Genomic DNA, 13210 nt, shown 5'->3' on the forward strand with positions numbered 1-13210 from the left:
AACCGTTCAGTTGTAGGTTGACGATCTCGTGCCGACGACGTCGATCGCCTGTCGTGCGATCTCCAGCTCCTCGTTGGTCGGGATCACGAGCACGCGTACCCGCGATGCCGAGGTCGCGATGTCGCGGGCCTCACCCGACCGCACGAGGTTCGCCTCGCCGTCGAGCTCGATCCCCAGGCCGGCCAGCCCTTCGAGCGTGAGCGCGCGAACCTCGGCGGAGTTCTCGCCGATACCTGCGGTGAAGACGATCGCGTCGACGCGGCCGAGAACCGCGAGGTAGGCGCCGATGTACTTGCGGACCCGGTAGCAGTAGACCTCGAGCGCGAGCTGCGCCTCAGGCTCGCCGGCCGCGGCTGCCTCGACCAGATCTCGCATGTCCTGCCGCCCAGACAGACCGAGCACGCCGGAGCGCTTGTTGAGGAGGGTGTCGACGGCGTCGATGTCCATCCCTGCCGTGCGCGCCAGGTGGAACACCACCGCGGGATCGATGTCGCCGCTACGGGTGCCCATCACCAGGCCCTCGAGCGGGGTGAGACCCATCGAGGTATCCACCGAGATCCCGCCCCGCACCGCGCATGCCGAGGCCCCGTTGCCCAGGTGCAGCACGATGACGTTGGTGTCCTCCAGCGGTTGCCCCAGGAACTCGGCGGCCCGCTGCGAGACGTAGGCGTGCGAGGTCCCGTGGAAGCCGTAGCGGCGGATGCGGTGTTCCTCGGCGACCTCCCGGTCGATCGCGTACGTGTGCGCGACCTCCGGCATCGTCAGGTGGAACGCGGTGTCGAACACGGCCACGTGCGGCAGGTCGGGGAACTGCGCCCTCGCCACGCGGATCCCGGCCGCGTTCGCGGGGTTGTGCAACGGGGCGAGATCGGAGAGTTGCTCGATGGTGGCGAGCGCCTCCTCATCGATGTGCACCGAGTGCCCGAACCGGGCGCCACCCTGCACGACGCGGTGTCCGACCGCCACCAGCCCCACCTCGGCGAGATCCGGTCCGTGCTGGGCGAAGGCATCCGACATCGCGGCCATGGCCGCGGCGTGATCGGGCACCTGGACCTCGGCGGGATGCTTCTCGCCGCCGACGGTGTGGGTGAGTGCGCCCGGGCCCGCGCCGCCGATCCGCTCGATCAGCCCGACGGCGAGAGCCTCGCCGCTCTCGGCATCCACCACCTGGTACTTCAACGACGACGACCCGGAGTTGATCACCAGGACCGGCTTGCTCACTGTGCGACCCCCTGCGCCTGGATCGCCGTGATGGCGACCGTGTTGACGATGTCCTGCACCAGCGCCCCGCGCGAGAGGTCGTTGACCGGCTTGCGCCGACCCTGCAAGACAGGCCCGACGGCGACCGCCCCGGCCGACCGCTGCACCGCCTTGTACGTGTTGTTGCCGGTGTTCAGATCGGGGAACACCAGCACGGTCGCGTGGCCCGCCACGGCCGAGTCGGGCATCTTGGACGCCGCCACATCTGGCTCCACGGCAGCGTCGTACTGGATCGGCCCCTCCACCACCAGCTCCGGTGCGCGTTCACGCACGAGCTCGGTGGCGCCGCGGACCTTGTCCACGTCGGCACCCGAGCCGGACTCGCCCGTGGAGTAGGACAGCATCGCGACCCGTGGCGTCACCCCGAACTGCTGCGCGGTCGCCGCGGAGGAGATCGCGATGTCGGCGAGCTGCTCCGCCGTCGGGTCCGGGTTGACCGCGCAGTCGCCGTACACCAGCACGCGGTCCTCCAAGCACATGAAGAACACGGAGGAGACCACCGAGACGCCCTCGACCGTCTTGACGATCTCGAAGCTCGGCTTGATCGTGTGCGCTGTGGTGTGTTGCGCGCCGGAGACCATGCCGTCGGCGAGCCCGAGCTGCACCATCATCGTGCCGAAGTACGAGACGTCCACCACGATCTCCCGCGCGCGGTCCACGGTCATGCCCTTGTGCGCCCGCAGCTCGGCGTACGTCGTGGCGAACTGCTCGCGCAGCTCACGGTCGGTGGGGGAGACCACGGTGGCATCCGCCAGATCGAGCCCCAGCTCACTGCCGCGGGCGCGGATGCTGGCCTCGTCACCGAGGATCGTCAGGTTCACCACGTCACGTGCCAGCAGTGTGCTCGCCGCCCGCAGGATCCGGTCGTCCGATCCTTCAGGTAGCACCACGTGCTTGCGATCGGCGCGGGCGCGCTCGATGAGGTCGTACTCGAACATCAGTGGCGTCACCACCTCCGAACGCGGCAGATCGACAGCCTTCAACAAGGCGGCGCCGTCGACGTGCTGGCTGAAGGTGGTTCGCGCGGTGTCGAGCTTGCGCTGCGACCCGGTGGACAGCAGCCCCCGGGTCTCGGCCACTCGCCGCGTGGTCTCGAACGTGCCGAGCTCGGTCGCGACCATCGGCAGCCTTTGCGGCAGACCGCTGATCAGCCGGGTCACCTGGTCCGAAGGGAGGAAGCCGCCGTTGAGGATCATTCCGGCCAGTGACGGGAAGCTCTCCGAGGCGTGCGCCGCGACGATCGCGAGCACCACCTCCGAGCGGTCGCCGGGCACGATCACCACGCCGCCGTCGGCCAGTCGGTCGAGGATGTGGTCCATCGTCATGCCGCCGACGATCAGCGTCTCCGCCTCGCGATCCAGCAGCTCGGCATCTCCCGCGACCAGGCGCCCGTCGACCGCCTCCATCAGGTTCGCGAGCGTCGGCGCCGACAGCAGCGGTACGTCGGGCATCACCCACGCGGGGACCGGGACCGTGCTCAGCTGCTCGCGGATCTCCTCCAGGTGCTGGGGGTTCGCGCGATTCGCGACCACCGCCACCACCTCCGCGTGGCCGGCCACAAGCTCAGCCGACGCGATGTCGACCATCTGCCGGACGTCGTCGGCCTCTCGCTTGAGAGCCGACCCCACCAGCACGACGGCGGAGCCCAGGTTCGCAGCGATTCTCGCGTTGTACGCGAGCTCGGTCGGGCCGGCCACATCGGTGTAGTCCGAGCCCACGATCACCACCACGTCGCACAGACCCTCCATCTGCCGGTAGCGGCGGATGATCTCGCCGAGCGCGGCGTCCGGGTCCGCGTGCACGTCGTCGTAGGTGACGCCGATGCACTGCTCGTAGGTGAGGTCCACGCCGTCGTGCGCCAGGAGCAGGTCCAGCACGGAGTCGGTGCCGTCATCGGCACGCGCGATCGGGCGGAACACGCCCACGCGCACCTGCGCGGCGAACAGCTCGACCAGTCCGAGGGCGATCGAGGACTTGCCGGTGTGTCCCTCGGGCGAGGTGACATAGACGCTCCGTGCCATACATGTGCTCCTGCGGTGTGATCGTGCTCGTGGGGTCGGGGACTCGTTGCGTCGAACGCTCGAAGGGAGGTATCACGCAGCGTATGACGCAACGGCTACTCGTTGTCGGCGGCGGTGTCCTGGGCTCCTGCGGGGTCGACCTGGTCGCCGGCGTCAGGCCACACCCAGTCACGGACCTCGGGGATGTCATCGCCGTGGTCGCGGGTGTACTGGCGGGCGCGGAGCCGGGAGTCGGCCATCTGCTGCCGCAGCCCGGCGGCCCTCGCGCCGAGCGAGGGGACCCGGTCGATCACGTCCATCACCAGGTGGTAGCGGTCGAGGTCGTTCAGCATCACCATGTCGAACGGTGTGGTGGTGGTGCCCTCCTCCTTGTACCCGCGCACGTGCAGGTTGTGGTGGCCGTTGCGTCGGTAGGTGAGGCGGTGGATCAGCCACGGGTAGCCGTGGAACGCGAAGATGATGGGGGACCCGGTGGTGAAGATCGTGTCGAAGTCCCGCCCGCTGAGCCCGTGCGGGTGCTCGGCAGGGTCCTGCAGCCGCATCAGGTCGACCACGTTGACCACGCGCACCTTGAGCTCAGGCAGGTGCTGTCGCAGCAGATCGGCGGCGGCGAGGACCTCCAGGGTCGGGATGTCCCCGGCGCACGCGAGCACCACATCCGGGTCCTCGCCCTGCACCTCGGTGCCGGCCCAGTCCCAGATACCGAGGCCGCGCGTGCAGTGCGCGATCGCCGCATCCATGTCGAGGAACTGCGGACCCGGCTGCTTGCCCGCTACCACCACGTTGATGTAGTCCTTGCTGCGCAGGCAGTGGTCGTAGGTGGACAGCAGCGTGTTGGCGTCCGGCGGCAGGTAGACCCGCACCACCTCGGCCTTCTTGTTCAGCACGTGGTCGAGGAAGCCCGGATCCTGGTGGCTGAAGCCGTTGTGGTCCTGCCGCCACACGTGCGAGGACAGCAGGTAGTTGAGGCTCGCGATCGGGCGCCGCCACGGGATCTCGCGCGTGACGTCCAACCACTTGGCGTGTTGGTTGAACATCGAGTCGATGATGTGGATGAAGGCCTCGTAGCAGTTGAAGAGCCCGTGCCGGCCGGTCAGCAGGTAGCCCTCGAGCCAGCCCTGGCACTGGTGCTCGCTCAGCATCTCCATCACGCGGCCCGCTCGCGCCAGATGGTCGTCGGTGTCCTCCGGGAGGTACTCGGCGTTCCACTGCTTGGCGGTCGCGTCGTAGACGGCCTGCAGCCGGTTCGACGCTGTCTCGTCCGGCCCGAAGATGCGGAAGTTGTCAGGGTTCTTGCGGATCACCTCGGTGAGCCAGGTGCCCAGCACCTTGGTCGACTCGCCGATCGCGCCCGCCGGCGTGGGCACGTCGACGGCGTAGTCCCGGAAGTCCGGCAGCCTCAGGTCACGCAGGAGCAGACCGCCGTTGGCGTGCGGGTTCGCACTCATACGGAGCTCGCCCACCGGTGCGAGCGAGGCGATCTCGGGACGCAACGCTCCGCCGTCGTCGAACAACTCTTCGGGCACGTAGGACTCGAGCCAGCCGCGGAGCACCTCAAGATGCTCCGGGGTGTCGCGGGCGCTGGCCAGCGGTACCTGATGGGCACGCCATGACCCCTCGGTGCGCTTGCCGTCGATCTCCGGCGGGCACGTCCACCCCTTCGGGGTGCGGAAGACGATCATCGGCCAGGCCGGGCGGTCCTCGTCGCCCTCGGCAGCGGCCTTCTTGATGGCGGCGATGTCGTTGAGGACCTCGTCGAGAAGGCGAGCGAACCGTTGATGGATCGAGCGGTAGGACTCCTCGTCGAACCCGGCCACGAACTCGTACGGCGTGTGCCCGTACCCGCGCATCAGATCGGCCAGCTCCTCGGACGGGATGCGCGCGAGCACCGTGGGGTTGGCGATCTTGTAGCCGTTGAGATGAAGGATCGGCAGCACCACGCCGTCCTTGGCCGCATTGACGAACTTGTTGCTGTGCCACGCGGTCGCGAGCGGCCCGGTCTCGGCCTCACCATCGCCCACCACTGCCGCCACCAGCAGGTCCGGGTTGTCGAACGCAGCGCCGTAGGCGTGCGAGAGCGAGTAGCCGAGCTCGCCGCCCTCGTTGATCGAGCCCGGGGTCTCGGGAGCCACGTGGCTCGGGATACCGCCGGGGAAGGAGAACTGCCGGAACAGCTTGCGCATGCCCTCGGCGTCGGCGGTGATGTCCGGGTACGTCTCGCTGTAGGTGCCCTCCAGGTAGGAGTTCGCCACCAGCCCCGGGCCGCCGTGACCGGGGCCGGTGACGTAGACCGTGCTCGTGGACCGTTCGGCGATCGCACGGTTGAGGTGGGCGTACAGGAAGTTCAGGCCGGGTGTCGTGCCCCAGTGGCCGAGCAGCCGAGGCTTGATGTCCTCACGCGAGAGGTCCCGGTGCAGCAGCGGGTTGTCGAGCAGATAGATCTGTCCGACCGAGAGGTAGTTGGCGGCGCGCCACCAGGCATCGATCCGGTCGAGCGTGTCGTCGTCGAGGTCGGCGACGTCGCGCGCCGGCCAGGTGATCGTGTCGGAGCCTGCGGTCATGGGAGAGCCTCCAGTCGTCGCGTCCACGATTCCTCATCCAACTCTGCCGCGCCAGTGGTTGTCTCAGCCGTTGGTCCCAGGTCCGCGATTTCGTTGGTACCGCGCACGCGGCGGATCCCGCACGCTGGTGACAGTCCCGATGCGTCGATGCGCACCGGGACTTGACGTGTCGGACGAGCAGGCGGGGGACGCCGAAGCATGACCACGAGTACACCGAACCCGAGCGTGACGCGATGGTCTGCACGGGCCGTCGGAGCGGCAGTCCTGGCACTGGGACTGGCCGCTTCGGCGGTCCCGGCGCACGCGGACGAGGCGGACGCGACCCTGACCGGCGTGGTCGTCGGCATCGACGGCAGCACCGACACCCACGCGGTGGTCGAGGTATCGCCGGAGGGAGGCGGCACGGTCCAGCGCGCCGAGGTCGCCGCCGACGGGACGTTCGAGATCGACGCCATCGAGCCGGGTCGCTACTACGTGCGGTCCTCCGACCAGCGGCCGGGCGTCGACGCCGTCTACAGCGGCGCGGGCTGGAACGGTTCGACGAGCGAGCCGAACTTCCACGACTCCGTCGAGATCGGGGCCGGCACCACCGAGGTCGAGTTCGAGCTGCCGTTCCTGCGGGGGGTCCTGGTCACCGCGGTCGACGAGGCCGGTGCGCCGTTGCCCAACATCCCCCTGTGGATCGAGTTCTACGACGCCGAGAACGACCGGTGGAACCCGCTCGCTCACGATGCGCCCATCACGGACGAGGAGGGGCGCCTCTTCATGGGCCTTCGCTCCGGCAGCGACACCGTGCGTTTCTGCCTGCGGGACGTCAACTACACACCCGAGAACAATCCGGAGCTGCGCTATCACACCGCCTGCCACGCCAGCGGCGGCGACATCGAGGACGCGACGCCCGTGACCCTCGCCCCGGACGACCGCAAGGTCGAGTTCTCGATCACCATGGAGGCTGCCGGCCGCTCGATCTGGCACGAGTACCCGGTGGTGCACGGAGACGCCGAGGTGGGCGGCACGCTGACGGTCGAGAGCAACCGCTGGGAGCCCACCGGCCTGTCGCTCGCGTACCAGTGGGGGACGTACGAGGACGCCGGGTTCGTCGCGATCACGGGGGCGACCGAGCGCACATTCGTGCCGACGGACGATCTTGACGGCGTGCGACTCGCGGTCCAGGTCACGGGCGAGGCGGAGGGCTACGTCAGCACCACGGCCACGGTCGACGCGGGCACGGTGGGCGAGCGCGCTCCCGAGCTCGCCTCGTTCGAGCTCAGCGGCTCCAACACCTCGGGAAGCACCGTGACCGCGGAGATCGGTGCGACCACGCCGGCCGAGGTGAACAAGGAGGTGACGTGGTACGCCGACGGCGTCCGTGTCCCCGAGGTGTTCGGTCACTCGCTGACGATCACGGAGGCGCTGGCCGGTGCGGAGATCAGCGCGTACCTGCGGATCTACGAGTACAAGCCCGGCGGGAACAGCGACTACCCGGCCAGCAGGTTCGCGTTCGCCACGCTGGAGGTACCGGTGATCGATCCGGGCACGGTCGCGATCGAAGGCCCGCTGCTGCCGCAGCCGAAGAACGCACTGGCGGCGCGTGTGGCCGGGTGGGACAGCGAGGCCACGCTCACCTACCAGTGGTATCGCGGCGACACCCCGATCAGCGGTGCGACCCGGCCGTTCTACGCGATCCAGCAGGCGGACGGCGGGCACCGGATCTACCTCGAGGTCACCGCCACGATGCCCGGCGCCGAGCCGGTGACGGTCCGGTCGGAGGGCACCCGCCAGGTGGGCCTCGGCGGCGTCATCGACCCGCCCAGGAACACCTGACCTGCCTCGGCGGCAGGGGAGTTCTGCCGCCGCTTGCGCTGGAAGGGCGCTCAGGGTTCCGGGAGGATGCCCTCCGTGCCCTTCCCTGCATCCGCCCCCGAACCGCGCCCTCCGGGGTTGTGGTCGCGGCTGCGAGGCCGCGTCGTGGAGAAGATCCCGACGACGGCGCTCGGCATGGAACGTGCCCTCGCTCTCGCGGTGGCCGGGTTGCGCATCGGGACGCTCGTGCAGATGGCTCCCGCGCTCGGTGCCGGGCTCGCGGTCTCGCAGCGACCCGGTGTGTACGCGGTGAGCTGGGGGCTCGCGGCGGCGATGGCGCTGACCGTGAGCGTGGTGGCGCTGATCCGGCAGCACCCGGTCGGACCGCGGCTGTTCGCCGTGGACGCCGTGGTCGCGGCCGGCTTGCTGGTGCTCGGAGACCTGTGCGTGCCGCCGGACATGCGGGTGGGCACCTGGGTGGGGTTCCAGCCGGCGTACGCCCTGTCGGTGGTGGCGAGCGGCGCCGTGATCCGGGCCGCCTGGTGGTGGCTGGCGGGTGTGACGGCCGTGGTGGCCGCCGACGTGTACTACCGGGTGCTGCACGTGGAGCAAGCGGGGATGAGCACGGCCATCGGGAACATCCTCACCTACGTGGTGCTCGCTGCGGTGACGCGTGTGGCGGTCCGCTACATCCGGCGGGTCGCAGCCGACGGTGACCTCGCACGCGCCGAGGCGGCCGAGCTCGGGCGGCGCGAGGAGGAGCGACGTGCCCAGCTCGCCATCCACAACGGCGCTGCGGTGATGCGGCTGCTTGCCGATCCTGACCTCGGCGAGGAGGTGCGCGACGGGTTGCGCCGCGAGGCCGACATCGAGGTGCGTCGAATGCGGAGCTACCTGCAGGGCGAGCAGCAGCCGGGCAGCGGGTCAAGCCCGCAGGACCTCGCCTCATGGCTGCGCGCCACGGCGCAGCGGTTCGACGACCTGCCGCTCACGGTCACGGTGGACCTGGCCGAGGGTGTCCCGGTCAGCAGCGAGCTTGCGGCTGCGCTGGACCACGCCGTGGCTGCGTTGCTTCTCAACGTGCGCGAGCACGCCGACGCCGACACCGTGGTGCTGCACGCCGACGCCGCGCCCGCCGCAGCGGGCGCGACCCGGTGGATCGTGACCTTGCACGACGACGGCCGCGGCTTCGATGCCGACCCTGGCCACTGGGGCGTCGGGCTGCGGGAGGTCTCCCACGAGCAGCTCCGGCGGCATGACGTCACCTTCGAGCTGTCCTCGACCCGGGGGCGCGGGAGTACTGCGGTACTCACGGGGGTTGCGACCGAGAGCGGGGGCGAGAATGTCGGTTGAGCGACCCACCGCCGTCGTGGTCGACGATGCCACGGTGATCCGCGAGTCGGTGCCGATCCTCATGACGGGACTGGACGTCGTCGGCCGCTATGCAGGAGTCGAGCAGATGCTCGACGAACGCCCTGACTCCGAGGTGGTGATCCTCGACCTGCACCTGAGCAACGCCAGCCAGCCCGACGTGCGGCAGGGCATCGCGGCGGTGCGGGCCGTGGTCGCTGCCGGCTACCGGGTGTGCGTGTTCACGCAGGAGGAGCGACGGTTCGTGCTGGCGGCGTGCCTGGCGGCCGGGGCGTCGGGCGTGGTCGCGAAATCTGCCGGGACGGCCGAGACCCAGGAGGCGTTCGCCGCGGTGGCTGCCGGCGAGGTCGTGATGCCGCAGGCGCTGATCGGGCTTGTCGAGGTGCTCGTGCGGCGCAACAACCTGACGATCCTGTCCGAGCGGCAACGGCAGGTGCTCTCCGGACGTGCCCGCGGGTTCACCTACGCCGAGCTCGGCGAGCAACTGTTTCTGTCCGAGTCCACCCTGCGCGGGTACTGGGCGACCGTGACCGAGAACGTGTCGGAGTACCTGCAGCAGGCCACGCCTGCGGAGATCGAGCACGCGCTCGGCATCGGCCCGGGTGACCTCCTCGATATGTGGCCGGTCCCACCTGAGGCGAGTGACGCCGTCGAGAAGGACGAGGCGCGTTGGTGGCAGCTGCGCCAGAAGCGGCGGCGTCGGCGGCGCTGAGCATGCCGTGCGCCCGCCTACGCTGGTGGGGTGCGTGACTGGGTACGAGCAGCGACGACTCCCCGCATGCTCGGCATCTTCGCGCTGCTGCTGGTCGGCGCGGTCGTGTGCGTGCGGCTCGGGGCGTGGCAGGTGGACCGTGCAGTCGGTGCGGCGGAGCAGCAGGCCGCCATCGAACAGGCGGCGCGCGAGAACGATCCACCGGTGCCGATCGCCGAGGTGGTCGCCCCGCAGACCTCGTTCACCCAGGCGATGGTGGGGCAGCGTGTCGAGGTGACCGGTGTGTGGGAGCCGGATCTGGCGTACTGGGTGCCCGGGCGTGAGCTCGACGGGCGGCCCGGCTACCTGCTGCTGACCGCGTTCCGGGAGGAGAGCACGGGGGCGCTGCTTCCGGTCGTGCGCGGCTGGGTCGCCGAGAAGGATCCTGCCCACCTCGAGCTGCCGAGCGGCACCGCGACCGTGATGGGCTTCATCGACGGATCCGAGGCCGCCGAGACCGGCGGCGCCGACGGCGATGAGATCGACTCGGTGAGCGCCGGCGCGCTCGTCAACATCTGGGGCGGGCCGATCTACTCGGGGTACGTGATCCTCGTGTCAGCGACGCCCGAGGCCGGTGCGCCGGGGTGGGCGCCTGGCGGCGGTGCGACGCTCGAGGCGATGCCACCGCCCGTCGTGCCCAGCGGTGGCCTCAACGTGCGGAACCTGCTGTACGCGGCTGAGTGGTTCGTGTTCGGCGGCTTCGCGTTGTTCCTGTGGTGGCGCATGGTCCGCGACGAGGTCCGGGTGCTGCGAGCCTGACACCGGCGCTCAGGGGGCGAGGAGCCAGCGGATCCCCTCGGCCCAGGTACCGCGCCACCACGCAGCGTCGTGCCCGCCGGCGAACTCGCGGTACCGGGCGTCGTAGCCCTTGAGGTCGAGGACGTCGTGCAACCACCGGTTGCCGAAGACTTGCCACACCCGTGCCGGCGGTGGACCGTTCTCCAGGTTGCCGCACTCCTGATAGATCCGGATCGGGGCAGGTGGGTTCTGGCGGAAGGCGTCGATGAGCGTGGGGACGCTCGCCGGCTCGCCGGTGCGGACTGGAGTGGCCGTGCTCGGGTGCCACCAGCAGGAGGGCGACTGCATCAGCGCGCAGCCGAACGTCTCCGGGTGGTGCAGTGCGGTCCAGCCGGCGCAGAGCCCGCCGAAGCTGCTGCCGCTGAGGATCGTTTCCGCCGGGTGGGCGGTGAGTGCGAAGTCCTTCCGCAGCCAGGGAAGCAGCTCGGTGGCGAGCGCGCGCGAGAAGTCGGGGTTCGCCGTCATCTCCTGGTTGCGCAGGCCGATCTCGTCCACGAGCACCACCACCAGCGCTGGGATCTCGCTCGCGGCGAGCAACTGGTCGCGCACCGACGGGGCGAGGTGACCTTCCTCGCCGTCGAGCACGACGGCCACGGGGTACGGGCCGCCGTCGGGCGACCAGCCGGCCGGGGTCGAGACCCACACGGGCCGCTCGTTGCCGAGGATCGCGCTCGTGAACGTGCGCGCGTGCAGGATGCCGACCGGTGGGGGCGCGAGGGCGCGATCGAGCCAGGGGAGCCGTTCGGCTTCGGGCAGCACGGCGACCGGCCGCCGCAGCCGGGAATCGCGCGACGGCGGGTGCGCGTTGGTGGGGTCACCGACCGGACCACCGGGGCGCAGATCGACGTGGTAGCTGAAGCGCAGGTCTGCCGGCAGGTCCCATCTCAGGTGCCACACCGGCGTTCCAGGGATCTTGACGAGCTGCCGCTGCTCCGGCGGGAGCCAGCTGACCTGTTCCACGAGCGTGACCCCGTCGAGCGGCTCCTGCTGGACGTGGACGAACGTGACGTGCGCCCTGCCGCTTGCGCCGCGCTCGATCAGCGGCGTGCCGTCACGCTGCAGGAGTGACGCGAAAGTGTCGAGGTCGATCTCGCCGTCGGCGAGCGCGCGGAGATGGGGATGCACGTCGCTCATCGTTCCGCATGCGGGCACGTGCCCGTCCGGCTGGAACGAATCGCACGCTCGATGAGCGAAACGGGCCGAGGCAACCGGTTGTCACGTCGTCGAGAGTGCGATGTGTTCCAGGCGGGCGAGTCGGGTCCGGCTCTCGGCGAGCAGGATGCCCGACCTGACCTGACGGATCACGTACGCGGGGTCGTCGCTCAGCTGCTTGTAGGTGTAGCGCCGGTAGATCCAACCGGCCAGTTGGAGGGCGTTCCGGCGCAGGCGGTCCGACTCGAACACGTCGCGGCGAGAGTGGAACTCGTATCCGTCGACTTCCACGAGGAGCTTGAGGCCGGTGAATGCGATGTCGAGGAAGTAGTTGTCGCCGTCGAGGGTGATCGGCACGTTGGCGCGCCAGCCCGTGATGCCGGCTCCGTGGAGGACCTTGTGCGCGAGTCGCTCTGCTGCCGACCACGGTTCGGCCCGGCTCTCGAGGAGGAGCCGACGCCGGTCGCGGTTGCCGCGCCGGTACGGTGTCGCGGCCAGCGCGGTCTCGAGATCGCCGATGCGGACCATCTTGGAGCGCAGCACGGTGTCGATCGAGTCGCCCTCGGAGGGGATCGCGAGGTCGAGCGCTGTCAGAGCGGGGTGGCTGAGCAGCGACTCACCGCGGTTGATCACGAGTTCCTGCGGGATGCTCCGACGCACGAAGCGGTATCCCGGACGGCGCATCGAGGTCACGCTCGCGACCTCGATCTCAGTGACCGGAACCTCACGCCAGAACGTCTGCGCCGCGGCCGCCGCGCCGAGCAGCACAGCGTCCGGGCGCCACGCGCAACGGCGGCCGAACGCCAGAACGGGTCAGCCGCGACGTCGGCGCGCAGGTACGTGCCCGGCAGCACCGCGACGATCGCACCGGCTGCGGCTGCTCGCGACAGGCTTGCTGGGCTGATGCGGGACTGGCCTCGACGGAGGAGGCGGGGGAGCGTGCACTCGATGGCCGTCAGCTGGCGTAGCAACCGGTTGCCATTTCATCGAGTGCGCGATTCGTTCCAGGCCCGGCCTCCCGGCCGGGCTACTCCTGCTGCCAGGAGTGCCACAGGGCGGCGTAGGAGCCGTCGGCGGCGACGAGCTGATCGTGCGGGCCGATCTCGTCGATGCGACCGTCGGCGACCACGGCCACGCGGTCGGCGTCGTGGGCGGTGTGAAGGCGGTGCGCGATCGCCACCACGGTCCGCCCGGACAGCACCGCGGACAGCGACTGCTCCAGGTGTCGAGCCGCGCGCGGGTCGAGCAGCGACGTGGCCTCGTCGAGCACGAGCGTGTGCGGGTCGAGGAGCACCAGCCTGGCCAGCGCGATCTGCTGCGCCTGCGCAGGCGTCAGCGCCACCCCGCCTGAACCGACTTCGGTGGCGAGGCCGCGCTCGAGCGCACGCACCCAGGCCCACGCGTCGACCGCACGCAGCGAGTCCGCCAGCTCCTCGTCCGAGGCGTCCTCCTTCGCGAGTCGGAGGTTCTGCGCGATCGTGCCGACGAACACG

At 70.1% G+C, this 13210-nt stretch carries 9 protein-coding genes and 1 pseudogene; 4 read left to right on the forward strand and 6 right to left on the reverse strand.

Translation table 11 applies throughout. From position 1 onward, the window contains the following. Positions 1-6 precede the first annotated feature (6 nt). From ACOJSN_RS14465 to ACOJSN_RS14475, 3 genes are all read right to left on the reverse strand, one after another. Positions 7-1221: an acetate/propionate family kinase gene (locus tag ACOJSN_RS14465; protein ID WP_420113199.1), complete on the reverse strand. Its 1215-nt coding sequence runs from the start codon at positions 1219-1221 to the stop codon at positions 7-9. Beyond that, entirely contained in the window at positions 1218-3281 is a 2064-nt protein-coding gene (gene pta, locus ACOJSN_RS14470; RefSeq protein ID WP_420113200.1) for a phosphate acetyltransferase, read from the reverse strand. Before pta ends, ACOJSN_RS14465 begins: the two co-directional genes overlap by 4 nt. A 95-nt stretch (positions 3282-3376) precedes the next feature. Continuing rightward, on the reverse strand, positions 3377-5842 hold the full coding sequence (locus ACOJSN_RS14475) for a phosphoketolase (RefSeq protein WP_420113201.1): 2466 nt from the start codon (positions 5840-5842) through the stop codon (positions 3377-3379). A 198-nt stretch (positions 5843-6040) separates the two neighbouring features. Here ACOJSN_RS14475 and ACOJSN_RS14480 point away from each other — a divergent pair, with 198 nt between their 5' ends. The 4 genes from ACOJSN_RS14480 to ACOJSN_RS14495 all read left to right on the forward strand — a co-directional run bounded on the left by ACOJSN_RS14480 (position 6041) and on the right by ACOJSN_RS14495 (position 10526). Further along, on the forward strand, positions 6041-7666 hold the full coding sequence (locus tag ACOJSN_RS14480; protein WP_420113202.1) for a carboxypeptidase-like regulatory domain-containing protein: 1626 nt from the start codon (positions 6041-6043) through the stop codon (positions 7664-7666). A gap of 144 nt (positions 7667-7810) precedes the next feature. Further along, positions 7811-8998 (forward strand): hypothetical protein, encoded by a 1188-nt coding sequence (locus ACOJSN_RS14485; protein WP_420113203.1) that lies wholly within the window; start codon positions 7811-7813, stop codon positions 8996-8998. Beyond that, complete coding sequence (locus ACOJSN_RS14490) at positions 8988-9728, forward strand: LuxR C-terminal-related transcriptional regulator (RefSeq protein WP_420113204.1); 741 nt, start codon at positions 8988-8990, stop codon at positions 9726-9728. Before ACOJSN_RS14485 ends, ACOJSN_RS14490 begins: the two co-directional genes overlap by 11 nt. A 30-nt stretch (positions 9729-9758) precedes the next feature. Then, positions 9759-10526 carry an SURF1 family protein gene (locus tag ACOJSN_RS14495; RefSeq protein WP_420113205.1) on the forward strand — a complete coding sequence of 256 codons (768 nt, stop codon included), beginning with the start codon at positions 9759-9761 and terminating at the stop codon, positions 10524-10526. 9 nt (positions 10527-10535) lie between these two features. Here ACOJSN_RS14495 and ACOJSN_RS14500 read toward each other — a convergent pair whose 3' ends face one another. The 3 genes and pseudogenes from ACOJSN_RS14500 to ACOJSN_RS14510 all read right to left on the reverse strand — a co-directional run. After that, positions 10536-11699: an alpha/beta hydrolase gene (locus ACOJSN_RS14500; protein ID WP_420113206.1), complete on the reverse strand. Its 1164-nt coding sequence runs from the start codon at positions 11697-11699 to the stop codon at positions 10536-10538. A gap of 81 nt (positions 11700-11780) precedes the next feature. Then, positions 11781-12485, reverse strand: coding sequence for an endonuclease domain-containing protein (locus ACOJSN_RS14505; RefSeq protein ID WP_420113207.1), 705 nt, complete (start codon positions 12483-12485; stop codon positions 11781-11783). A gap of 259 nt (positions 12486-12744) precedes the next feature. Continuing rightward, positions 12745-13210 (reverse strand): annotated as a pseudogene (locus tag ACOJSN_RS14510) (ABC transporter ATP-binding protein); the annotation flags it as partial.

The sequence above is a fragment of the Pseudactinotalea sp. genome, from assembly GCF_048594945.1.
In the GTDB taxonomy this organism is placed as follows: domain Bacteria; phylum Actinomycetota; class Actinomycetes; order Actinomycetales; family Beutenbergiaceae; genus Pseudactinotalea.